24 protein-coding genes and 1 riboswitch are annotated in these 22,789 nt (G+C 40.8%); of the genes, 16 read left to right on the top strand and 8 right to left on the bottom strand.

Features of this window, described 5'->3' with window-relative positions:
- Positions 1 to 6: 6 nt before the first annotated feature.
- From JOD18_RS10125 to JOD18_RS10170, 10 genes are all read left to right on the top strand, one after another.
- Positions 7 to 330 carry a BMC domain-containing protein gene (locus tag JOD18_RS10125; RefSeq protein WP_204668909.1) on the top strand — a complete coding sequence of 108 codons (324 nt, stop codon included), beginning with the start codon at positions 7 to 9 and terminating at the stop codon, positions 328 to 330.
- Between the two features lie 18 nt (positions 331 to 348).
- A complete protein-coding gene (locus JOD18_RS10130; protein ID WP_204668910.1) occupies positions 349 to 636 on the top strand; it encodes a BMC domain-containing protein in 288 nt (95 codons plus the stop codon).
- Positions 633 to 1,007, top strand: a complete 375-nt coding sequence (locus tag JOD18_RS10135) for a BMC domain-containing protein (RefSeq protein ID WP_204668911.1) — start codon at positions 633 to 635, stop codon at positions 1,005 to 1,007. The genes JOD18_RS10130 and JOD18_RS10135 overlap by 4 nt, the downstream gene beginning before the upstream one ends.
- Entirely contained in the window at positions 1,000 to 1,269 is a 270-nt protein-coding gene (locus JOD18_RS10140) for a BMC domain-containing protein (RefSeq protein ID WP_204668912.1), read from the top strand. The genes JOD18_RS10135 and JOD18_RS10140 overlap by 8 nt, the downstream gene beginning before the upstream one ends.
- A 27-nt stretch (positions 1,270 to 1,296) precedes the next feature.
- Positions 1,297 to 1,572 (top strand): BMC domain-containing protein, encoded by a 276-nt coding sequence (locus JOD18_RS10145; RefSeq protein WP_204668913.1) that lies wholly within the window; start codon positions 1,297 to 1,299, stop codon positions 1,570 to 1,572.
- Between the two features lie 15 nt (positions 1,573 to 1,587).
- Entirely contained in the window at positions 1,588 to 2,250 is a 663-nt protein-coding gene (gene pduL, locus JOD18_RS10150) for a phosphate propanoyltransferase (protein WP_420827795.1), read from the top strand.
- Positions 2,251 to 2,274: 24 nt separating this feature from the next.
- Complete coding sequence (locus JOD18_RS10155; RefSeq protein WP_204668914.1) at positions 2,275 to 2,538, top strand: EutN/CcmL family microcompartment protein; 264 nt, start codon at positions 2,275 to 2,277, stop codon at positions 2,536 to 2,538.
- Positions 2,539 to 2,568: 30 nt separating this feature from the next.
- Entirely contained in the window at positions 2,569 to 3,900 is a 1,332-nt protein-coding gene (locus JOD18_RS10160) for a CoA-disulfide reductase (protein WP_204668915.1), read from the top strand.
- 74 nt (positions 3,901 to 3,974) lie between these two features.
- Positions 3,975 to 4,808, top strand: coding sequence for a CoA transferase subunit A (locus JOD18_RS10165; protein ID WP_204668916.1), 834 nt, complete (start codon positions 3,975 to 3,977; stop codon positions 4,806 to 4,808).
- Complete coding sequence (locus tag JOD18_RS10170; RefSeq protein ID WP_204668917.1) at positions 4,802 to 5,527, top strand: CoA-transferase subunit beta; 726 nt, start codon at positions 4,802 to 4,804, stop codon at positions 5,525 to 5,527. Before JOD18_RS10165 ends, JOD18_RS10170 begins: the two co-directional genes overlap by 7 nt.
- A gap of 105 nt (positions 5,528 to 5,632) precedes the next feature.
- Here the strand turns inward: JOD18_RS10170 and JOD18_RS10175 are convergent, their stop codons facing one another.
- Together JOD18_RS10175 and JOD18_RS10180 are read right to left on the bottom strand one after the other, a co-directional pair.
- A complete protein-coding gene (locus JOD18_RS10175) occupies positions 5,633 to 6,790 on the bottom strand; it encodes an MFS transporter (RefSeq protein WP_204668918.1) in 1,158 nt (385 codons plus the stop codon).
- Between the two features lie 200 nt (positions 6,791 to 6,990).
- Positions 6,991 to 7,701: an HAD family hydrolase gene (locus JOD18_RS10180; RefSeq protein ID WP_204668919.1), complete on the bottom strand. Its 711-nt coding sequence runs from the start codon at positions 7,699 to 7,701 to the stop codon at positions 6,991 to 6,993.
- Positions 7,702 to 7,903: 202 nt separating this feature from the next.
- Positions 7,904 to 7,984: riboswitch (ZMP/ZTP riboswitch) on the top strand.
- 54 nt (positions 7,985 to 8,038) lie between these two features.
- Between JOD18_RS10180 and serC the strand changes: the two genes are divergently transcribed.
- Together serC and queF are read left to right on the top strand one after the other, a co-directional pair.
- Positions 8,039 to 9,118 (top strand): 3-phosphoserine/phosphohydroxythreonine transaminase, encoded by a 1,080-nt coding sequence (serC, locus tag JOD18_RS10185; protein WP_204668920.1) that lies wholly within the window; start codon positions 8,039 to 8,041, stop codon positions 9,116 to 9,118.
- Positions 9,119 to 9,267: 149 nt separating this feature from the next.
- Complete coding sequence (queF, locus tag JOD18_RS10190) at positions 9,268 to 9,675, top strand: preQ(1) synthase (RefSeq protein WP_204668921.1); 408 nt, start codon at positions 9,268 to 9,270, stop codon at positions 9,673 to 9,675.
- A gap of 363 nt (positions 9,676 to 10,038) precedes the next feature.
- On the opposite strand, the gene JOD18_RS10195 is transcribed toward queF, so the two are convergent.
- Positions 10,039 to 10,509 carry a DinB family protein gene (locus tag JOD18_RS10195; protein ID WP_204668922.1) on the bottom strand — a complete coding sequence of 157 codons (471 nt, stop codon included), beginning with the start codon at positions 10,507 to 10,509 and terminating at the stop codon, positions 10,039 to 10,041.
- 274 nt (positions 10,510 to 10,783) lie between these two features.
- On the opposite strand from JOD18_RS10195, the gene JOD18_RS10200 reads away from it, so the two are divergent.
- A complete protein-coding gene (locus JOD18_RS10200; RefSeq protein WP_204668989.1) occupies positions 10,784 to 11,980 on the top strand; it encodes an IS110 family RNA-guided transposase in 1,197 nt (398 codons plus the stop codon).
- 261 nt (positions 11,981 to 12,241) lie between these two features.
- On the opposite strand, the gene JOD18_RS10205 is transcribed toward JOD18_RS10200, so the two are convergent.
- Positions 12,242 to 13,591 (bottom strand): hypothetical protein, encoded by a 1,350-nt coding sequence (locus JOD18_RS10205; protein ID WP_204668923.1) that lies wholly within the window; start codon positions 13,589 to 13,591, stop codon positions 12,242 to 12,244.
- A gap of 422 nt (positions 13,592 to 14,013) precedes the next feature.
- Between JOD18_RS10205 and JOD18_RS10210 the strand changes: the two genes are divergently transcribed.
- From JOD18_RS10210 to JOD18_RS10220, 3 genes are read left to right on the top strand one after another with little or no spacing between them, the layout of a single operon-like run.
- Positions 14,014 to 14,769, top strand: a complete 756-nt coding sequence (locus JOD18_RS10210; RefSeq protein ID WP_204668924.1) for a DeoR/GlpR family DNA-binding transcription regulator — start codon at positions 14,014 to 14,016, stop codon at positions 14,767 to 14,769.
- Entirely contained in the window at positions 14,766 to 15,683 is a 918-nt protein-coding gene (gene pfkB / locus JOD18_RS10215; RefSeq protein ID WP_204668925.1) for a 1-phosphofructokinase, read from the top strand. The genes JOD18_RS10210 and pfkB overlap by 4 nt, the downstream gene beginning before the upstream one ends.
- Before the next feature lie 20 nt (positions 15,684 to 15,703).
- Positions 15,704 to 17,605, top strand: a complete 1,902-nt coding sequence (locus JOD18_RS10220) for a PTS fructose transporter subunit IIABC (protein WP_204668926.1) — start codon at positions 15,704 to 15,706, stop codon at positions 17,603 to 17,605.
- Between the two features lie 85 nt (positions 17,606 to 17,690).
- On the opposite strand, the gene JOD18_RS10225 is transcribed toward JOD18_RS10220, so the two are convergent.
- The 4 genes from JOD18_RS10225 to JOD18_RS10240 are packed head-to-tail and all read right to left on the bottom strand — an operon-like array spanning position 17,691 to position 22,600.
- Positions 17,691 to 18,362, bottom strand: a complete 672-nt coding sequence (locus tag JOD18_RS10225) for an ABC transporter ATP-binding protein (RefSeq protein ID WP_204668927.1) — start codon at positions 18,360 to 18,362, stop codon at positions 17,691 to 17,693.
- Positions 18,355 to 19,476, bottom strand: coding sequence for an ABC transporter permease (locus tag JOD18_RS10230; protein WP_204668928.1), 1,122 nt, complete (start codon positions 19,474 to 19,476; stop codon positions 18,355 to 18,357). Before JOD18_RS10230 ends, JOD18_RS10225 begins: the two co-directional genes overlap by 8 nt.
- Positions 19,473 to 20,699 carry an ABC transporter permease gene (locus tag JOD18_RS10235; RefSeq protein ID WP_204668929.1) on the bottom strand — a complete coding sequence of 409 codons (1,227 nt, stop codon included), beginning with the start codon at positions 20,697 to 20,699 and terminating at the stop codon, positions 19,473 to 19,475. The genes JOD18_RS10230 and JOD18_RS10235 overlap by 4 nt, the downstream gene beginning before the upstream one ends.
- Before the next feature lie 41 nt (positions 20,700 to 20,740).
- Complete coding sequence (locus tag JOD18_RS10240; protein ID WP_204668930.1) at positions 20,741 to 22,600, bottom strand: hypothetical protein; 1,860 nt, start codon at positions 22,598 to 22,600, stop codon at positions 20,741 to 20,743.
- Positions 22,601 to 22,789 lie beyond the last annotated feature (189 nt).

A 22,789-nucleotide genomic window follows, 5' to 3' on the forward strand; every position in this document is an offset into this window, starting at 1 on the left:
AACGCCATGACACAAGCAGTTGGACTTCTGGAAGTACTGGGCTATAGTGTAGCATTAAGTGCCATGGATCAGGCTTGTAAGGCGGCCAATGTGGAAATAGCCGCTATGGATTGCAGCAATCCGGCAACTGGAGATAAGGCCTCTATTCCGGTGGTTGTACAAGTGAAATTTACAGGCAGTGTCTCTGATGTACAAGTAGCTTTAGAGACTGCAAGAGAGCATGCACAGCAGTTTATTGATGATCATGAGATTATCACACGCTTAATCAGTCAGCAGGCACCAGGTTTGGAAAAATTGTTAATGGTAGGTAAGGTCAAAAGGCCAAAATAACGGCAAGGGGAATAGGCAATGAAACAGTCATTAGGGATGGTCGAGGTTGTAGGAATAACAACAGCAACAGCTGCAATTGATGCGATGTGCAAGAATGCATTTGTAAAAGTAGCTGCCATCGAACAATCCGGTGCTGGCTGGTTGACGATTATCATAGAAGGCGATTTGGCTTCTGTTCAAGCGGCATTGGAAGTCGGGGCGGATGCAGCTTCTTATCATGGACAAGTAATTGCTGTGAAGAGTATCCCGCGACCAGATCCAGGTTTATATGATACACTAGTAAAAGGGGCAGGTGAGAATTCATGAAGCATTACGAAGCAATTGGTGTGATAGAAACACAGTATTTTGCAGTGGCAATGGAAATGCTGGACCAAGCAGTGAAAACATCAGATGTTGAATTCTTATCCAGCCAGAATAGTTTAGGCGGAAAACTTGTTTCTATTATAGTAGGCGGTTCAATTGCTGATGTGCAATTGGCAGTGGAGCAAGCCAAACAAGTCAATAACCACAAACAAGGACAACCTTTAAAGAATGCCGTGGTTATTACCAACCCACATCCGGAAATTTTGAAGTATGTGGTGCCTGAACCAAAGCCAAAACCAAGGAAACGCGTCAATAAGAAAACAACTAATACAAGAAATAACATAGAAAACAAGGAGGAAACAAAAGATGAGTGATTCTTTAGGAGTAATCGAGACAAGAGGTTTAACAGCAGCAATTGAGGCAGCAGATGCCATGTTAAAGGCAGCAAATGTCGAAATAGTCGGCAGTGAAAAAATTGGATCAGGCTTAGTGTCTGTTATTATCAAAGGTGATGTAGGCGCGGTAAAAGCAGCGACAGAAGTTGGTGCAGAAGCAGCAGGTCGTGTAGGCGAAGTAGTGGCAGTCCATGTGATTCCAAGACCACACAGTGATGTAAATAAATTATTACAACTATAATCTGAATTTTACCAAGGAGGAACTAACATGAGCGATTCATTAGGTGTAATTGAAACAAGAGGTTTAACAGCGGCAATTGAGGCAGCAGATGCCATGCTTAAGGCGGCAAACGTGGAGGTAGTCGGCAGTGAGAAGATTGGTTCAGGCTTAGTGTCTGTTATTATCAAAGGTGATGTAGGCGCAGTGAAAGCAGCGACAGAAGTTGGTGCAGAAGCAGCAGGCCGTGTAGGTGAAGTAGTAGCAGTCCATGTGATCCCAAGACCACATAGCGACGTGTCCAAAATCTTACCAGCGTTTCAATAAAAGGTGGTCAGTTAGATGACAGGGAAGAAGGAAGAACTCTACCATGTCATTATGGAAGCAGTAATGACGGAATTACAACAACGTGAGATAGCAGTCACTTCAGATTCAGCACAAAAGGTGCCAGTAAGTGTGTCCGCTCGCCATGTTCATCTGGAACAGCGTCATGCCGATCTTTTATTTGGCAAGGGCTATACATTTACGAAACACCGAGATATTTCTCAGCCTGGCCAATACTCCTGTCAAGAACAAGTGACTATTGTTGGACCGAAGCAGCGCTTAGAGCGTGTACGGATTGTGGCACCTTTAAGGCAGCAGACACAAGTAGAAATTTCGAAAACAGATGCCATTAAGCTAGGGGTCAACCCGCCTGTTCGTCATTCAGGTGATCTCAAGGATTCAGCGCCGGTAACGATTATTGGACCTAAAGGAAGCATCGAACTGGAAGAAGGCTGTATTATCGCCGACCGTCATATCCATATGTCTCCTGAAGATGCCCGTCTATATGGTGTTGCTAATCATCAAAAGGTAAAAATCGAAATCGACGGTGAAAAAGGCGGCATGATGTATGGAGTGACTGTAAGGGTTAGTGATCGTTATGTCTTAGATATGCATATCGATACAGATGATGCCAATGCGTTTGGAATCAAGGGTGGGGAATATTTGACTTTAATCAAGTAAACCCTTATCCCAATAGTGGGGGTTATGAATGTGGTAATCGGAAAAGTGATTAATAGAGTGGTTTCCACAAGAAAGTATGACAGCTTACAGGGCTATAAACTGCTTGTGATAGAGCCATATGATCAACCAGGAAAAGAAAGATTTGTAGCAGCAGATATGATTGGTGCAGGTGAAGGAGAGTATGTACTTGTTAGCTTTGGAAGTGCTGCTCAACATGGTTTAACGAGAGAAGCCCCCATTGATGCGGTTATCATTGGGATTTTGGATCAAGAACCAGAGGCTAGATAAGCTAGCAGGAATGAATAGGAGACGTGCGTCATGAAGTTAATTGTAATCGGAGGAGTCGCGGCTGGTATGTCCGCGGCCTCTAAATTAAAAAGGGTAAATCCAACAGCAGAAGTAGTAGTATATGAACAAGGTGCATTTGTCTCATATGGCGCCTGTGGGCTGCCGTACTATGTTTCAGGTGAAAATGAGGATTATACCAAGATGATTGCACGCACGAAAGAGCAATTTCATGAACAGGGTATTCGTGTCTGTACCGAGCATCAAGTCATCAAGCTTTCACCAGAACGAAAACAAGTGATGGTTAGAAATCTTCAAACTGGTCAGCTGTTTTTGGATACGTATGATAAACTCATGATTGCAACGGGTACTACTCCGATTCTGCCGCCATTAGAAGGACTGTCCTTAAACAATATCCATGTTCTAAAGACATTAGAAGATGGGATTACCTTAAGGGAAAAGGTTGTACAGCCAGAGCATCAGCGAGTAGTTATTGTTGGCGCTGGTTATATTGGTATGGAGTTGGCAGAAGCCATGCACCAATTAGGCAAGCAAGTCCGGATTATCGAACAAATGGACCGAATTTTACTGCCGTTTGATCAAGAGATAACGGACATTGCAAGCAATCATTTAAAAGAAAAACAGCTTTCCCTGCATTTGAATGAGTCTGTCAAAAGTTTTCAAGGAAACGGTCAGGTGGAACAGGTAACAACTAGCAAAGGAAGCTATCCAGCCGACTTAGTGGTGATGTCTATCGGTGTTCGCCCAGCGACTGAATTTTTGCAGGGCACAGGTATTCAATTAGCCAAAAACGGGGCTATTGTTGTTGATCGTGAAATGCGCACAAGTGTAGAAGATATCTATGCAGCAGGTGATTGTGCTGAAGTCTATCACTATGTGAAACAGGAAAATACGTATTTGCCCTTAGGTACGAATGCCAATAAATGCGGCCGTATAGCAGGGGAGAATATAGCAGGTGCCCATCAGAAGTATATTGGGACATTGGGAAGTGCTGCCTTAAAGCTGATTGATTTAGAATTAGCCAGAACTGGTCTTTCCGAACAAGAGGCCAAAGATTTGGCGATCCCATATCAGGTAAGCTTTGTACAAGCAGCTAATCATCCTGGTTATTATCCTAATCAAACACCAATTTGGATTAAACTGATTTGTGAGCAAGGCACTAAACGTGTTCTAGGTGCGCAGGCAATAGGCAATCAAGGGGTTGTCTTGCGTATTGATATGTTTGCTATCGCTATTCAGAACCAAATGCCAGCAGATCAGCTTGGTATGACAGATTTATGTTATGCCCCGCCTTTTGCAGGTGTGTGGGATGCTGTCCATATTGCAAGTAATGCGATCAAGTAAGACTACTTCTATCAGCATCCCAATCAAATGGGGTGCTTTTTGAGAACAAGGAACAAAGGCAGGAGGTGATTCACGTGACAAAAGTAAAAGCTTTGAATGAAGTTGCAGCATCTGTGGAAGATGGTGCGACACTTGCCTTAGGTGGAAATGTGCTGCATCGAGCACCAATGGCATTTGTGCGAGAACTTGCACGCCAAGAAAAAAGAAAATTACGAGTAGTAAAAACAGCTGGAGCACATGATATCGATCTACTTTGTGCCGTTGGAGCTGTTGATCAGGTTGATGCAGGGTTCGTTAGTTATGAAACGGTATATGGCTTGCCGCCTCACTACCGAAAGGCTGTACAAACCGGGGTAGTGAAGGCCAATGAACATGCCTGTTACACCGTTATTAGCGCCTTAAGGGCAGCAAAGACCAATGTCCCATTCATGCCAGTCAGCGGCTTGAAATATGGAGATTTAATTGAGAAAAACGACTATTTTGTAGTGGTGGAGGATCCATTTACGGGAGAGCCGGTAACATTAGTCCGTGCGATTGTACCAGATGTAGCGGTTATCCATGTTCAGGAATGTGATAAAAATGGAAATGCAATCATCCATGGTCCGAAATTTGAGGATGTGTTAATGTCACGTGCTGCCAACCGTGTAATTATTACAACGGAACAGGTGGTATCCGATTTTACGATTAAACAGCAAAAGGAACGGATTGATATACCAGGCTTTTTAGTAGAGGCTGTAGTGAAAGTGCCTAAAGGTGCAGCACCTGCCGCTTGTTACCCAGCCTATGATGTAGATGACCGGGCCTTAAGGGAGTTTTTACAGTTGAAGGAAGCGGATCAAATTAGCCACTTTATTCATCGATATGATCAACAAGACCATCGTGAGGTCAGGGGGGAGCGCAAATGGTAAATCAGAAATATCGGCTTAGTGATTTAATGACTTGTGTAATTGCTGATATGTTAGAAGATGGTGAAACCGTGTTCCATGGTGTGTCCTCTCAATTACCAATGGTTGCTATGCATTTGGCAAGGCATATGCATGCCCCTCATTTAGTGCATCTCAATATTCCAGGAGGCGTAAATCCAAGCTCGATCAAAAAAGCTGCCTTTTCATCAGCAGGTCCAGATTTAGTGGAAAGCAGTGAAGCTTATTTTCAATTAGACGAAGTTTTCGATTTATCCATGCGTGGAAAACTGGATGTAGCTTTTTTAGGCGGGATTCAATTTGATATGCATGGAAATGTTAATGCCTCTGTGATTGGTGATTACCATCGGCCTAAGGTGCGTTTACCAGGTGGAGCAGGCAGTGCAGTGCTTATACCGACAGCAAAAAAGGCCATTATTTGGCGGACCAAACATGATATACGCACATTTGTAAAACAAGTCGATTTTGTCACAACGAGAGGTAATCTGTGGAAGATTGTAACGCCATTATGCGTGTTTATTTTTCGGAATAATAGACTAGAATTGGATTCGGTCCATCCTCATACTACCATAGAGGAAGTCCAAGAACATACGGGATTCCCGCTTATTTATGATGAGGTTCGATATACCAAAGCGCCAACCACCAAACAAATGCAGTTATTAAGACAGCTGGATCCACATGATTATCGTTCTGCTGAATTTTAGCGAAAAGGTATGAAATTAATTATTTCCTGGGGAATAATGGGGGATGCAAAAAAACACAAAGGATCCTTTGTGTTTTTTTTGTAACCATCTATCTTATATACAACTTTACAATACTGGCTTCATTTGTTTGCTGTAAATATAGTAAACTATTAAGGCAAACAAAGATAAGATAACGCCAGACACATAAGGCAAGACAATGGTCACCCCATATAACAAACCTCCCAAAGGCGGCCCAATGATCCGTCCTAATGAATCAAAAGAGGATAACAAGCCGGTTGTTTGCCCATAACCTGATTTGACGGTTTTGGTTAGAAGGGAGGAAACACTTGGGCGAATTAAGCCATTACCTAACCCGAAAATGGTGAGGAAGATGGCTGCCGTAAGAAAGTTTTGGACAAGCAAGATTAAGGCAAAGCCAACCGCAGAAACGATAATACCGATTTGGATTACTTTTCCTTCCCCCAAACTTTTTGTCATCCGCCCGACAAGACCGCCTTGTACGATGGCTCCGGCTAATCCCATAATCATAAAGATATACCCAAGTTCAATTGTACCTAACCCGGCTCGTTCATAAGCAAAATAAGCAAAGGTTGCCTCTAATCCAGCTAGAGAAATCGATACAAACCATTGCAGAATATATAGATTAGCAATAGGACTCTTTAAGCCGTCTAAGATAGAACCGCGCTTTTTGCCGCTGGTATGGCTGGTTTCTGTCAGGGATTCCTTTAGTACAAATAGTACAAGGAAAAAGGTTAACAAAGAAGAAATACCAGACAAAAAGAAAGGCAATGCTAAGTTAGTAGCAGAGAAGACTCCACCAATGGCTGGTCCGAATATAAACCCAAGTCCAACAGCAGCACCAATAATTCCCATACCTTTCCCGCGGTCTTCTTCGCTTGTAATATCGGCTACATAGGCAGTAACTGTCGGCATATTAGCTGCAGATAACATGCCGCCAATAATCCTTGCTGCAAACAGCATCCATAACTGTGAGGCCAGCCCTAATAAGAAAAAGGAAATAGCCAACCCGGCAATTCCGATAAGCAGCACAGGTTTACGGCCAATTTTATCAGAAATACGTCCCCACATAGGTGCGAATAGGAATTGCATAACAGAATAGGTTGCCATTAATAAACCTAATTGAAAAGGTGTAGCACCAAGTTCTTCGGCATAAAACGGCAATACAGGGATGATAATCCCGAATCCGACCATAACGAAGAACATAACAGCAAATAAAATAGCAAGTACTTTTTTTGATTTCAACGATCTCACTCCAGAAAATGAAAGCAATCTATTACAGATGTTTCCATGTTAGATTTGTCTCGGTGCAGTCATCTGTATAATTCCCACCTCAAAAACAGAATGATTTAAATGAGAAATTACGGACGTTAACACCCCGTTTGATGCAACTAATATTTAATGGGGGATGAAGAAAACCCCTTACATGATGACGACCTGCTTATTTACAGGTTCATTCTTTCATTCAACATATCGAACAGTTCATCCACTTGATCAAGTGTGTAGTCAGCAGTTACTTGGGTACTTGCTGCCTCACGGTGACGATGATTAAGCCAGATGACCTGCCATCCAGCTTGTTTTGCCCCTATCACATCATGTTCAAAGGAATCACCAATATACAAGGTAGAAGTTCTCTCTAAATCTAACTGTTGCTCTACAAACTGAAAGACTTCCAGATCCGGTTTCGAATAGCCAATTTGTTCGGAAACAAAAATATGGTCAGCTGGAATCCATCTCGTCAAGCCAAGTTGTGTAACTTTCATCATTTGATGATCATATTCGCCATTAGTTAACACGGCTAATTGAACAGGACTTGCATGCAATTGATGAAGCAGTTGTTTCATAGCAGGAAATAGTTCAATCTTTCGTTGTTCTTGCACATAGAATTGTTGAAAAGCGATTGCCTGTTGCTCATCTATGGTTATGAAAAAGTCGGCACATGCCTTGCGAATTCGATAAGTCTGCAACTCTAATGCCGTTATTTCACCACTCATATGCTTTTCAAACACTTCATCACTATATTCCCTGCTCCTTTTGTAGAGGGCAAGTATCTGCTCTTCACTAAAAGAAGAAGCAATATGTTGTTTTACAGTGCGGCGAAAAGGCTGCAGCTGGTCGTATAATGTATCATCTACATCGAAAATAATCGTTTGCATCTTTGTTCCGTCCTAATTATCAGATTTTGTTTTTATTTTTAAAAACCATCCTCTATTTTATCACATTTTCATAAGGGAAGCTGTTACGATTTTCGTACTAATTTTTGGTTGTTCTATTTGACACAGTCGATAAATTAACAAAAATACCACAATTTTCGATTGAAAAATGGTCAGAAACTTGTTATAATTTTCACAAAGTTAATTGGCTATGTGTAACTGGCGAGGGTGCGGATAACCGCAGGGGAGCACATATGATAGCTAGCCGCTCGCCTGGGCGAAGGTAAGGAGACAGTTCCTTACCTCTTTGTGTTTAAAAATAGAAGGAGTGTGGTTAAAAATGGATCGTGTATATAATTTCTCTGCCGGCCCATCTATGTTGCCCTTGGCAGTCTTAGAGAAGGCTCAAACAGAACTAACCAATTACAAGGGTTCTGGTATGTCTGTTATGGAAATAAGCCATCGTTCAGGCTTATTTACTGATATTATTACAGAGGCTGAGAACCTTTTAAGAGAACTGATGCAAATCCCAGATAATTATAAGGTGTTATTTGTTCAAGGAGGTGCCTCTCAACAATTTGCAGCCATTCCTTTAAATCTACACAAAAATGGTAAAGCAGATTACGTTAATACAGGTTCATGGTCTAAAAAAGCAATAAAAGAGGCCAAAAAATATCTAGAAGTGAATGAAATCGCCTCTTCAGCGGATCAAAATTTTACCTATATTCCAGCTATTACACCAGATATGATAGATCCAGAGGCGGATTATGTGCATATTACGACAAATAATACAATTGAAGGTACCGCCTTCCGTGATATCCCTGATACAGGCAGTGTACCACTAGTGGCAGATATGTCTTCCAATATTCTTTCAGAAGAGATAGAAGTTTCTAAGTTTGGTTTAATTTATGCAGGGGCACAAAAGAATATTGGTCCGGCCGGACTAACTGTAGTGATTATCCGTGATGATTTAATTGGGCATGCCAGCCGAGCGTGTCCGACCATGTTGGATTACCAAACACATAGTGAGAGCGGCTCACTATATAATACACCATCAACATATGCTATTTATATCGCGAAGTTAGTATTTGAATGGCTGAAAGAATTAGGCGGAATTAAGCAGCTGCAAACGCGTAATGAAAAAAAGGCCGCAACACTGTATGACTATATTGCGCAGTCTGATTTTTACGATTCTCCTGTAGAGGAAACAAGCCGTTCTATTATGAATATCCCATTTGTTATTCCCAATCATGACCTAGATGCAGAATTTGTAAAAGAAGCCAAGGAAGCTGGTTTGGAAACATTAAAAGGCCACCGCTCTGTTGGAGGAATGCGTGCCAGCATTTATAATGCCATGCCGCTTGATGGTGTAGAGGCACTAGTGTCCTTTATGGATCGTTTTGCCCAAAAGCATTCATAAAACATCTATTAGCCCTGCTTCAAAGCTGAAGCAGGGATTTATAATCGATAGAATGGTTGACTATGTTTGAATCTGATATAATTAGTGGAGGGTAAGAAAAAAGCAGTTCGCAACCATCCTGCTTTAACAAAACTAGGAGGAACAAGTATATGTCAGAAAATTATTATTTACCACGCTCTGGGCCAATGCCGAGACCAAACAGTGTAGAAGAGGCAAGAGAAGTATTGAAACAAGAGGCTTTTGATGCACCAAATGTACAGAATATTACCTTTCGAGCATTAGAGTTTACGGCAGTTTGTCCTAAAACAGGTCAGCCGGACTTTGGTAAGGTGGAAATTAATTATACGCCGCGCCATAAGTGTATCGAATCCAAATCGATGAAATTCTACTTATGGTCTTTCCGTGATCATGGGGCTTTCTGTGAATCATTAGCTGCACAAATCGCTGATGATATCGTATGGGCGATAGATCCAGCTTCTGTGAAAGTCACCGTTTATCAAACACCGAGAGGTGGAATCGAGTTAACAACAGAAGCGGTAAGAGAATATAGTGAATAATAACAAATAGACTGTTGTTCAGGCAGCCTTTGTCAGGGGTTTTGAAAAACAGACTAAATGATATCTAGAAGGTGATTCCCGTAACAGGGAGTCATCTTTTTTTTGCAAAAAGTATATAACTAATCCAACTAAATCTTATATGTCATTCGTTACCCTAATTTTAGTTATTTTATCGACAAAACTAATTAATTTAAGTTAATTTATTAATGTGGTAACGCTTTCAAAAAAATGAGCAATTACAGAACAAAATAGCAATATTATCTTAAAAAAAGATTAGCAGAGGTTTATTATTCTGCTAATCTTCTTTTCGCACGGACTAAATGGTTTTCCACTGAATCCGGCCTTTCCCATGAGTCTGCTGATCTATGACTGTTGTTCTTTCGTCGGTCCCATAATACCTGGGACAGGCAGACCTGCTTGACGAAGCAGTACGGTCATTTGTCCGCGGTGGTGTGTTTGATGATCAATAAGGATGCGCAGTATTGCACCACGAGGGGTTTTTCCACCATTTCCGTCTACTTCTTCCAGCAAGGCTTCATCTGACAGGTTGTTCTCTGCTGCTTGTTTCACGTCAGCGACTATTTCTTGATAGGCTTTTACACTATCTTCCACATGATTTGGTTCAGAGGCAAGCGTTGCCTTTACATCTAGTCCAGCCAGACCGGCGAAGAAAGCTGGTGAAGTTGCCAAATGAAAACTGAGCCACCTTAGTGTGCTGTGGCCTTCTACAATGGCTTGACCTGATTTTTCATCAGTCACAGCTTGCAGTACTTCCTCTGTTCCTTTTGCAGCGTGTTCCCAATCGTTAATAAAATCCTGAACAGTACGATACATGATACATCTCTCCTCGTATATTATTATTAACTAGTTTTTTTACTAGTTTTAAATCTTTATACCATTCAAGGTATAATGTATTTAATCAGATAGAGGTTGTCGTTTCTCTCCTTGAAGCCTTGTCTTCGTTAAAAAGATTGACACCTCTTTCTTTATAGAACTATTCGAATGAGCTGGATGACACATTCGTTGTCGTATATCGAACGAGGTTGGATATCTATAAGGATAAGAGGATTCCTCCATCTGAAAAATGATGTTTTAGGTGGTGCTTATTTTGTTTTATCTCGGTATTGATGTTGGTAAACGAAATCACGAAGCCGGATTAATTAATGACAAGGGTGAATCTATAGGAAAAAGCTTGAAATTTGCTAATTCAAAAGCTGGTAGTGAAAAGCTTCTAACATTTATCAACCAATTCCATTTAACACCAGATAATTCTGTTGTCGGACTTGAAGCTACTGGTCATTATTGGCTTTCTATTTTTTCATTTCTTCATAAATTAGGATTTAAAACAACCGTCTTCAATCCACTTCAGTCAGATGCATTGCGTCATTTTTATATTCGTAAAACAAAGAACGATACAAAGGACGCCTATTTAATTGCCCAAGTGATTCGCATGGATTCACCTGATGAAACGCCTTTTATGGAAGAAGATTTACTTCGGTTACGGAATCTTGAGCGGTTACGCTATTCCTTTGTAGATCAAAGCTCAGATTTAAAACGAAAAATTATTTCATTATTAGATCAGGTTTTTCCTGAATATGAACAGGTCTTTTCAGACATATTCGGGAAATCTTCTACTGAGATATTACTGCATTCACCTCTTCCAGAGGACCTGATTGAAATAGAGACAGAAAAACTTGCCTCTTTATTAAACCATCTCAGTAAGGGGCGACTTGGTGAATCACGGGCGCATGACAAAGCCACTCTACTTAAGGATAATGCTTCAAACACTTTTGGTATTTCTATTGGAACAGATGTGTTTAAACTACAGATTCAACTCTTATTGGAGCAAATTTCTTTAATTGAGCAACATTTAAATCAAATAGAGACAGTCATGATTGAGATTTCTAATCGTCAGGAACATTTTTTAACTACAATCACTGGTATTAGTGATGTAACTGCCTGTGTCATACTAGGTGAAGTTGGATCTATTCAACGATTTGATCGCCCTGAACAACTTGTTGCTTTCGCTGGTTTAGATGCCTCTGTTCATCAATCTGGTGATTTTAACAGCAGTAGAACGAGACTTTCTAAACGAGGTTCCCCTTATCTTAGACGTGCGATTTGGCAGGCCGCTTTTGTCGCTAGCTTTCATGATCCCGCGCTTTCTTTGCATTATCAAAGATTAAGACAACGCGGCAAACCACATGGAACAGCTGTAGGAGCAGTGGCTCGTAAATTAACGCATATCATTTTTGCGATACTTAGGGATAACAAACCTTATGAGCCTAGACCAAATATCTATTAAGCGATACTTTTTTTAAAAGGAGTGAATGGAAGGCTTATTTAGCATGCTTAAATTTAGTTAGAAGGTTTCCTTCGTAATCGTTAAATTACATCATTTTTTCCTCTTGACTTTTTATAGCTGGTCTTTTTAAAAGTGATAGTCTAACTTTATCAAATAAATGAAACTATTTCATGTGAGAAGTTTGGGGAAGATTACAGGCATAGAAAAAAGATGGACTCCGCACGAAGTGGGGTCCATCTCTGTATATGAAATCCTGGCATTTTAAATCAAGAAATAAGCAAATACAATCCCAACAATACTAAAGACGAAGGAATAGATCAGATTATAGTAGGTAATATAATAAGGGCTTTGCTTCAGGCTCATCGATGTAATGGTCACGACCAATCCATATGTACCGATTGGGACAGTAGCGACTCCGGCTATAATCAGGCTGACAGCCAAGCTTAATGGACCGAGAATATCGATCAACATGCCGCCAATGCCGCTTAAAATACCTAATGTGGCAAGCGGGTGCACCCCAAACATACTTAATACTACAAATAAAAGCTGAATGATAATTAAGACAAACAGCGGCTTATCTGCCAGGCTCAAAATCGGCTGCTGCAGCATGGTTAAAACCGGGGAGGCATTCAAGGCATTGGTAAATAACGCCAAGGTCACAAATAATACGATAAAGTTATGCATCGTATTCAAGCTGTTTTTAAAACGATTCCAGCCAATAATGCGAAAACTTCGCCATCTGCCAATTGCTATACTCCATAAACAAGCAAATGGAAGCACAATCAAAATAACCGTGAGAATAAACTCCAAGTCAAAAAGATTACCAATCAAAATAACCAAAAATAAAAAGGAAGATAGAGCAATAATTAATTGCAAAATTTTTGATCGATTTTGACCGTTTTGCTTATGTTCAGTCTCAGGAACTGCCGGATAAGGATAACGTTTAAAATACCACCTTCCCCACAGGCTGTCCAAGGCATACATCAAAATGGTAATGGCAATCATCCAAGGAAGCAGCTCGGCAAATTTCACCCCAGTCGTAACAATTACCATGGCAACCAGTACTTCTAACGGACTCCAAGGCAAGGCGAAGGAATATCCGCGTAAGGTAGTCATCATAATAAACTTGCTGGCGACTTTTTGCTTAATGGGTTTCAAATTATCTACCAATACATCTTGAGCAATGGTAGCGGCTGATACATTCAGAAAAGCAGTCAAAGACATCATTGCTGTGGTACTGCGTTGATACAGCTGGCCTAAGTGCCGAATATTCCCCCGCAGCAAATGCTGTAATAATTTATCAAAGCGCCCGGCAGCTACCGCACTGTTCATCCAAGGCAGCATAGCAAGCAAGGTTAGCAGCGAGAGATTATCACCCATCAATGGAATAATATCTAAGATGGATAGGCTGGTAGAAGGAATTAATAGGACGCCGATCAAAAAAAAGCAAGCACCTAATATTTGAAACAGCTTAGTGGCCTGCCGGAAGCTGATTAATAACATGACAATAGAAAGTATACCTAATGAATATGACAGAATAGGATTTGGGAAGAATGAAGCATAAATATGAATAGCAAAAATAGCTGCAAATAATATGTATACATGTCTCACTTGTATGCCTCCTTTCAAACTATATTCTACTATTCCTTTATCAAGGTGTGAAGTATTAGGGCAGTAATTTGACTTTCCTCTAATACATTCAAATAAAGTTAAATGACTGATTTTGATTGATTTTGATTTTTTGTGATTGACATTGATTATTTTCCATTATATACTATGTGTAAGCGATTAATAACTATAAGTGTGTGTTCAAAAGGCCGATAAAAAGGACCATCATCGGTTAAGTTCGCAACATCGTGTTGCAACACCGATACTAGTACATCCTGTACGTCGAAAGTTCAAGGGGCAGTTTGGAGTAACGGAACGTATGCTTTTAAATACGTGAGTAACGGAAAAGCAAGTCAACGCAGAAATTCGATGCGTCATTTTTGTTGGACTTTTTGAACAACTTCTATAAAAAAGGAATGATCACAGTGCTAACGATTGAGAGGCAAGAATTGATTTTGTCTTTGCTGAAAGAACAAGAAGTCGTAAAGGTTAAAGACATTTGTGAGTTAACACAAGCCTCCGAATCAACGATCCGCAGAGATTTAACAGAACTGGAGAGGAAACAATATATCAAACGTGTTCATGGTGGTGCTTCGTTAATAAAGAAAAAAAGAGAAGAACCTACTTTTCTGGAGAAACAGACTAAAAATTATGAGGAAAAGCAGGCAATTGCCAAAAAAGCAGCTTCGTTTATAGAAACAGGAGACTCCATTTATTTAGATGCAGGATCGTCATCATTAGCGATGATCCCTTTTTTACAAGATAAGTCGGTTGTGGTCGTCACCAATGGTATTCCGCATGTGCAGCTGTTAATTGAACAAGGTATTGATACTTATGTGATTGCCGGTAAAGCAAAGCAGGGTACAGCCGCACTTACTGGTACAAAGGCAGTCGAATCTGTTCGAGAATACCGATTTGATAAATGTTTTCTAGGTATGAATGGTATCCATCTGGAACAAGGGTTAACGACACCAGATCCGGAAGAAGCAAGTGTGAAACGTGCAGCAATAGATCAATCACTGGCAGCTTATGTACTGGCAGACTCCTCCAAATTCGGAGAGATATCTTTTGCAAATGTAGGCGATTTATCAGAAGTCAGCATTGTTACAACGAACCATATATCAGAAGAACAGCAAGATGCTTTACGAAAATATACGTCTTTGGAGGTGGTATCACTATGATTTATACGGTTACACTAAATCCAGCGATTGATTATGTTGTGCAAGTCGATCAGTTTACGGCAGGCGGTTTAAACAGAAGTAAAGCAGATTACAAGGAAGCTGGCGGTAAAGGAATTAATGTTTCCAGAGTATTGCAAAGGCTCGGTGGGGAAAGTACAGCATTAGGGTTTGTTGGAGGCTTTACCGGCAAGTTTATTACCGATTACTTAACAGAAACAGGCATTTCGCATGATTTTGTCCAATTGCAAGCAGATACGCGGATAAATTTGAAAATGAAATCAGGTAATGAGGAAACAGAGGTAAACGGTGTGTCGCCACAGATTGAACCAGCAGATTATCAGCAATTATTAGATAAATTTAAACAGTTAAATCAAGAAGATGTGGTTGTCCTAGCGGGAAGTCTGCCTGCTTCTTTGGCACCGAATACGTATCGTGAAATAGTTGCCCACTTGCATGAACAGGGAGTAAAGGCAATTTTGGATACGAGCGGTCTGCCGCTCAAGGAGGCCATTCAGGCAAGCCCGGCTTTTATTAAGCCGAATCATCATGAATTGGCAGAGTTGTTTGAGGAAACGGTACATGGGGAAGAGGATATTGTTCGTTTAGCCAAACGTCTTCATCAGGAGAATAAGATTCAACACGTATTAATTTCAATGGCGAAAGATGGCGCTATTTATGTAGGGGAAGGCGGCGAATTTCGTTTGACAGCACCAGTTGGTCAAGCAGTTCACTCTGTAGGTGCGGGTGATTCAGCGGTCGCCGGTTTTATTTATAAATTACAGCAGACAGGCAATCCGCAAGAAGCAGCGCAATATGCGATTGCGTCGGGCAGTGCAACAGCCTTCTCCAAGACATTATGTACGAAAGAAGAAGTAGTGGCGTTGTTGCCGCAAGTTCAAATAAACCGATATTAATCAGAAAGGATGGATAAATAATGAAAATTACCGAGCTATTAAGACGTAATATTATCATTTTAGATGCAAAGGCACAGTCTAAAGATGGGATTATTAATGAATTAGCTGAACAACTAGATAAAGGCAATTATCTGAAGGATAAAGAGCAATTTATACAAGCTATTTGGGATCGTGAAAATCAGACAAGTACGGGAATTGGCGAAACGGTAGCGATCCCGCACGCAAAGACAAGTGCGGTAGCTACGCCTGCTATTGCGTTTGCCCGATCACAAGCTGGAATTGATTATGATTCATTAGATGGTCAGCCTGCTCATTTATTTTTTATGATTGCTGCTAGTGAAGGCGCGAATAATGATCATCTTCAAACATTATCCAGGTTGTCCACGTTATTGATTGATGAAGATTTCCGTCAGCAGCTGATGGAGGCCAATACAGAGGATGATATTCTGAAGATTATTGATCAGAAGGAAGAAGAAAAACTAGGCAGGGATGAATCAGAGGCTAAGGCAGCAGCCGAAGCTAACCCAGAAGACAGCGGCATTGAACTTCTTGCCGTCACGGGTTGTCCGACAGGAATAGCCCATACTTATATGGCAGCAGATGCCCTCAAGGATAAGGCAAAAGCAAAAGGAATTTCAATCAAGGTAGAGACAAATGGTTCAGATGGTGTGAAGAATCGCTTGACAGACGAAGAGATCAAAAAGGCAAAAGCGATTATCATTGCGGCTGATACAAAAGTAGAAATGGATCGTTTTGCTGGTAAGAAAGTGCTGCGCCGTGGTGTAACCGATGGAATTCGTAAGACAGAGGAATTAATTGATACAGCTATGAGTGGAGATGTACCAGTATTTGAAAGTGATGGAAAAGGTTCAGGATCTGGTTCTGGATCAAGCAGCGGCAACCGATCTAGCTTCTATCAGCACTTAATGAATGGTGTATCGAATATGCTCCCATTTGTTGTCGGCGGTGGTTTGTTAGTAGCCATTTCCTTCTTATTTGGGATTCATTCAGCCGATCCTGAAAGTGCGGAATACAATGTATTTGCAGCAGCATTAAACACTATTGGCGGGGAAAATGCCCTTGCACTGATGGTTGCAGTGTTAGCCGGTTTTATCGGTATGAGTATTGCTGATCGTCCAGGGTTTGCACCGGCGATGATTGGTGGTTTTATGGCAACAGCAGGTGATGCCGGTTTCTTAGGCGGTTTAATTGCTGGTTTCTTAGGTGGGTATGTTGCTTTAGGTGTCAAGAAGGCACTATCAGGAATGCCGAAGACGTTCGATGGTATTAAGACGATTCTATTTTATCCGGTGTTCAATATTTTAATTACTGGTCTATTAATGTATTTTGTTATTATTGAGCCGGTTGCTTGGCTGATGCGTGTGATGAGTGATTGGTTAGGTGGTATGACAGGTGCGAACGTGCTGTTCTTAGGAATTATCTTAGGTGGTATGATGGCAATTGATATGGGTGGTCCAATTAACAAAACCGCCTTTACGTTTGGTATTGCTATGATCGATGCTGGTAACTTTGGTCCACATGCAGCTGTAATGGCTGGCGGGATGGTACCACCATTAGCGATCGCCTTGGCAACTACCTTCTTCAAAAATAAATTTACTGAGGAAGAGCGAGAAGCCGGTAAAACAAACTATGCCCTCGGATCCTTCTTTATTACCGAAGGTGCGATTCCATTTGCTGCTTCTGATCCAGGGCGGGTATTGCCAGCGTCTATAATTGGCTCGGCCATTGCTGGCGGACTGACCTTATTATTCGGCATTGGTATACAAGCGCCGCATGGCGGAATTTTCGCCTTTCCGGCAGTAGTGGGTAATTGGGTTATGTACTTGCTGGCAATCATTATCGGTGCCGTGATTTCATGTTTAGTACTCGGTCTTTGGAAAAAACCGATTGAGAAAAAATAAAGACAGCAGAAAAAGCTACTCCGTGATATGCGGAGTAGCTTTTTTCATCATATTTAACGAATGATGATCAAGCTGAAACTCATAGCTATACGACCATTACCTCTTTCCCAGCTTCTTTCAACAGATCATAATAAAAGGAATCTTCTCCGATAACCAGTACCCGGTCACAAAGCTCCTTAATCTCATCCATATCATGAGAAGTGTAGATAATCAGTTTGTTCCCTTCTGTGGCTTGGCGGCGCAGGTAGGCACCGATTTCCTTACGGGATTTCAAGTCAATTCCTACAGTCGGTTCATCAAGTAATAAGAGGGAAGGGTCATGAATCAAGCTAATCGCCAAATTTAATTTTCGCTGCATACCGCCGGATAGGTTCTTGACTGGTTCTTTCCAGCGGTCAAGACGCATATCTAAGCAGATTTTTTCAAGCTGGGCCTTGCTTTTTTTCTGCCATGAAAGTTTTTCGAAAAAAACCATATTTTCTTCAACGGTTAACTGATTCCAAACGGCGATATCCTGAGGTACAAAGCCAATATGCTTTCTAATTTGAGACTTATCTTTTTTATAGTCCCAATCATTGAAATAGATAGAACCTGCGGTTGCTTTTGAGGTCGCAGCTAATATATTCAATAAGGTGGACTTCCCGGCTCCATTTTCTCCGACAAGTCCGACGATTTCTCCTTGTTGGGCGCTGAATGATAAATTTTCTAATATTTTCTTATGGTGATAGTGCTTCTGTAATCCTTCTACCTTAAGCATATTTCTTCTCCTCTCTGATATACCAGACAATCATCCCGATCAAACAAAGTATGAACCAGCCGATCGTTAGCTCCCCTGTTAAAAAGCGATAGAGTGGGTTTACATAAGGCAGCCAGTCTGCAGCTGTTTCCGTGCTGCCAAACGGCAGGATGGCTCCGCTCAACGCGACTAGGATAAGTGTCCATAGGATAGCGATGATATAACTGAAATAGGCATTTCTGATAATCGACACCAAAAGAAAAGCAAATAAACAAAGCATTAAGCGCAACGTCAATAGCGCCAAGATAGAAACAGATTCCTGATATAATCCATAAAACAATCCAGCGGTAGCCAAATCAATGATGAAAAAAACAGCAACATAAATGGCAATATTGATCAGCATGTAAAAGGTAAAGCTGTATTTCATAAAAGGAAAACGAATGGAGACACTGGCTTTTTGCTCCTTTATGACCCAATCAAATACAAATATCGTCATCAATAAAGTGACAAATGCCCAAACCATCCAGGGGTTCCATTGAATAAAACCGCCCGCTTCTGCTTGTGCTTGCCCTTGATAGCGAAACGAATGTCTTAACAAATCTTGTTCCTGCTGCACTTCTCGTGATTTTGCGACCACTTCCTCGACAGTCAAGTTCTGGGTGCCTTGCAGCTGCTGTTCTAATGCTATTACTGCATTTGCTGCTTTGACTCTTCCTGTTTCCTGCTGAATGATCGACACAATCATTTCTTTGACAGGGCGGTAAGCAAAGGAGCGATTGGTATAATAGGCTTCCAACAAATCCCGCCGTTCCCCAATATGGATTTGTTCTTCGTAACCGGTGCGAATAACAAAGACACTGTCCAATTCATGCTGCTTTACTTTTCTTAAGGCCTCTGTTTCACCTAAAATCGTTGCAGAAACGAGAGGAGAGTCTGCTATCTCATCAAATAAGGCATGGCTTGCTTCCGTATCATCTTCTAATACAATTCCAACCGGTACTTGAAAATCATCCTGAACAGTTTCTACAGTGCTAAGGAAGCCAATCGTTATCGCAATAGGCAGCAGAAGCCAGCAGACAAGACTCAACCATTGCTTCTTCCATAGTAACAGACGTGTAGAGAGGATTTCTTTCATGGCTGCATCCGCCCCTTTACAATGGAAATGACTCCAAGCAGTGCAAAGCCAGCCAGCATAGTAAGGGCTAATGCTTGGTAATCAGCATAAAAACGTCCATTCAGGCTGATTTGCTCTATCCAATAGAAGGCTTGATGGGCGAAGCTGAACTGAAACAGTTGTTCTAAATAAGCAGGAAAATAGATCATGGGCACAATGGCTCCACTGAATATAATAACCAGTCCAGTAAACAGAGTGTGGACAAGTAATGTCAGCTTCTGTGATGGCACCAGCCAGTCTAGTAAAAGTAAACATTGTAAAAAGATAATACTATGCAGCAGCGTAAGCAGGGCAATCCGCACATAATTTTCGCTAACTAATGTCAAGTCCTCTAAAAAGTAGAGCAGTCCCGAAAATGTGAAGGCAGACATGACGACGGTAATAAGCAATGTAACAACAATAGTGGCAATGGCTTGCTGAAATTCGGTAACCCCGTATAATTGCATCCGTGCCTTCATGCGCTGATCATGGTTTCGATGTAACTGTGTGTATACAGTAAATAACCAAATAGTAACCAGGGTATACCAGCCAGCCAGACTAAAATAATGCAGAGGAGAGGCGGTGGCATGATTGGTAATTTCCTGTTCGTTCACCACTTGATTACTTCCTAATACATAAAAGAAAAAATCAATAAATTGGTCAAATAACAGATCATTCCTTGCTTCACTGTCCATATCTAATTCTTTGGCGTAGTCATTGACAGTCAGGATATTGGCTTGCGAACCGCGAATATGCCGTGTAATGGTTTCGATTAGTTCATTGACTAATTGACTTTCAAGCGGGCGATCTGGATTACCAATAATCGAGACTTGGGAACGCTGCCCATCTAATAAGGCTTGAAAGAAATCAGCTGGAAAAATGATATAGGAATTTAGTTGATCATTCTCGATTCCTTCGATCCCTTCTGCTTCGGTCACCTGTTTCATGTGGAGGCCTTCGCCGAGTTGTGAAGATTCTGCTAAGAGATTAACAATTAGTTCTGTTTCTTCTGACTGATCAAGGTTGACCAGTCCTACTTCGATTGTTTCACTTTCCACTATATCGGTCAAGGACAGCAGACTAAAGGCAAGCAGTCCTATAAGCAGAATTGGAGACAGCAAAAGAAGAGGAAGTGATATCCACTTCCTCCCAAGTTGAACCAGGTGGTTCTTTATAAATAAAGTTATTAGTTTAAGAGATTGCATTGCATCCACCTACTTTATTTATCCTATATATTGAGGCTGCATTATTGTTGGCTCTGTAATGTTTCTAATTCATTCCTTAGTTCATCAATTATTTCCTCTGGCATATCCTGTTCTTCCCAGTCCTCGATCATTTCTTCTATTAGCTCAATTTCATCTTCCACTGTCCATTCCATATCGAAATCAGGCTGCATCTCTGCATCTGGATCAAAATCCAGTTCATAGTCCATGTCAAGCTCTGGATCAAAGTCAAAATCAGAACTGAAATCATCATTGAATCCAGGATCGAAGCCAGGGTCCATACTAGGGCCATAACTAGGCATCAGGTCAGAGAAGGCATCTGATTCTAATAATTCATTAGACCATGTGTCAAACTGTTGAGCTACGTCATTTTCAAAGTAATCGATAAGCTCTTCAGCAGACATTTCGCCTAAATTCCGTACTTGATCAGTATTTGGCATTTCTACTTCATTAATGGTAGTGCCTGTTTCAGCGATAGAAACAGAAGCGACATCTTGATTAACATACCTTCCATCGTCTGCATAAATCGTATGGTTAGCAGACATTTGATCACTTTCATAAGTGGCGTCTCCTGTCCAATAGATAGTAAGGAACAGTGCTTCATTTTCTTCCAAACCTAAGCTGTATTCAAATTCTGTATTGCCGTCTTCTTGATTGGATTTAGCCATTTCAAGGGTAACTCTGGAATTATCAGAAGAAAACGTGTAGCTATCATTCATTTCCCCGTCTTGATAAGATAGGTCCCCATTGATTGCGATCGTTTCATCGGAATATTGGTCTTTCACATGAAGGACATATTCGATAGTTTGTGTGTGCTCTGAAATAAGGTTAGAACCGGTAAAGCTTATTTCAGCTTTGTCATCGTTTTTGTCACTAGCGATTTCAGCATTTAGGTCACGCTGTACAATCACATTATCATGTACCCAAATAATCGAATTAAATCCGTTTGGCAATTGTAAAGAATCGATTTTATCCGCCGCTTCTTGCAAACTGGTATTAAATTCCTCGAGCAGCATATCAATATCGTCATCACTTGCAAGATTACTAACATAGTTGGCATGAAGAAGCTGGTCGATAATAACCTGTTGTAATCTATCGTCCTCCGCCATTTTACTAAATAAATCGCCTAAAATCGTCTGTACCTGTTCCTCTGTTAACACGAAAGAAATCTTATCAGTGTTGAGTTCTTCCCCGCTAACGGTGATTGTTTCAGAAGCAGAATCAAAAGCATCATCTGGGAGTTGGTCATATAAATATTCGACAAATTCTGTTTGTAAGTATTCTAAATCTTCCTCAGGTAATACGTTCTCTTCAAAAAGGATAGAACGGAAATTAATATTTTCCTCTCCCCTAAACGATGCAGGATCAATATCTGCTAGAGTTTTGCCAATATCGTCTCCATTCAATTGAAGAAATTCATCTAAGAAAGGTAAGCCGATAATTAAATCATTACTATTGATATACCCCTCTATACCTTCTAATTCAAAATCAGCAATACTGGCAGATAGGGCAGCAGAAGCCTGCTCATTTTCCCTGTCCATTTGGGTTTTGATAGAGATAGTGGAATTGTTAATAATTTGAGCCACATTTGTTGGAACACTCATATCATCCACCACTGCTGAAATATCAAAACTAGATTCTGTTGCATTGTTTTTGGCATGGTCTAGCCATTCCAGCTCATCTTCGAATCGTTCTTGATAAATTTCCTTGTATTGATCGATGGTGTTTTTCTCAGCTAAGAAATAATCTTCTTTATCTGAGGTAAGTACGAAAGCCTGCACAATAAATACACCAGCGATAATAACGACAGCTGCAATAATAGCTATTGGAATCCATTTCTTGCTGCTTTTCTGTACTTCCTCTTGTTGCACTTGTTCGTCCAATCTAGTCTCCTCCTTAAGTTGTATGAATAAAAAAAACTGTTTACGAATCTGTGTATCTTTACCTACTGCTTTCATTTATTTGGAAGCAGAAGATAAAATTACATACAAAACATACGATAACACATCCATTTACCCGGCATCCACCATTTTTACCATATTTGATAATAAATGAATATATTGAAGGGCATA

Origin of the sequence: Gracilibacillus alcaliphilus (genome assembly GCF_016909015.1) — a bacterium.
Classification (GTDB): Bacteria; Bacillota; Bacilli; order Bacillales; family Amphibacillaceae; genus Gracilibacillus; species Gracilibacillus alcaliphilus.

Coding starts and splice junctions, on each gene's coding strand:
- JOD18_RS10125 (WP_204668909.1), top strand. CDS start 7: ATGACACAAGCAGTTGGACTTCTGGAAGTACTGGGCTATAGTGTAGCA.
- JOD18_RS10130 (WP_204668910.1), top strand. CDS start 349: ATGAAACAGTCATTAGGGATGGTCGAGGTTGTAGGAATAACAACAGCA.
- JOD18_RS10135 (WP_204668911.1), top strand. CDS start 633: ATGAAGCATTACGAAGCAATTGGTGTGATAGAAACACAGTATTTTGCA.
- JOD18_RS10140 (WP_204668912.1), top strand. CDS start 1,000: ATGAGTGATTCTTTAGGAGTAATCGAGACAAGAGGTTTAACAGCAGCA.
- JOD18_RS10145 (WP_204668913.1), top strand. CDS start 1,297: ATGAGCGATTCATTAGGTGTAATTGAAACAAGAGGTTTAACAGCGGCA.
- pduL (WP_420827795.1), top strand. CDS start 1,588: ATGACAGGGAAGAAGGAAGAACTCTACCATGTCATTATGGAAGCAGTA.
- JOD18_RS10155 (WP_204668914.1), top strand. CDS start 2,275: ATGAATGTGGTAATCGGAAAAGTGATTAATAGAGTGGTTTCCACAAGA.
- JOD18_RS10160 (WP_204668915.1), top strand. CDS start 2,569: ATGAAGTTAATTGTAATCGGAGGAGTCGCGGCTGGTATGTCCGCGGCC.
- JOD18_RS10170 (WP_204668917.1), top strand. CDS start 4,802: ATGGTAAATCAGAAATATCGGCTTAGTGATTTAATGACTTGTGTAATT.
- JOD18_RS10180 (WP_204668919.1), bottom strand. CDS start 7,701: ATGCAAACGATTATTTTCGATGTAGATGATACATTATACGACCAGCTG.
- serC (WP_204668920.1), top strand. CDS start 8,039: ATGGATCGTGTATATAATTTCTCTGCCGGCCCATCTATGTTGCCCTTG.
- queF (WP_204668921.1), top strand. CDS start 9,268: ATGTCAGAAAATTATTATTTACCACGCTCTGGGCCAATGCCGAGACCA.
- JOD18_RS10195 (WP_204668922.1), bottom strand. CDS start 10,509: ATGTATCGTACTGTTCAGGATTTTATTAACGATTGGGAACACGCTGCA.
- pfkB (WP_204668925.1), top strand. CDS start 14,766: ATGATTTATACGGTTACACTAAATCCAGCGATTGATTATGTTGTGCAA.
- JOD18_RS10220 (WP_204668926.1), top strand. CDS start 15,704: ATGAAAATTACCGAGCTATTAAGACGTAATATTATCATTTTAGATGCA.
- JOD18_RS10225 (WP_204668927.1), bottom strand. CDS start 18,362: ATGCTTAAGGTAGAAGGATTACAGAAGCACTATCACCATAAGAAAATA.
- JOD18_RS10230 (WP_204668928.1), bottom strand. CDS start 19,476: ATGAAAGAAATCCTCTCTACACGTCTGTTACTATGGAAGAAGCAATGG.
- JOD18_RS10235 (WP_204668929.1), bottom strand. CDS start 20,699: ATGCAATCTCTTAAACTAATAACTTTATTTATAAAGAACCACCTGGTT.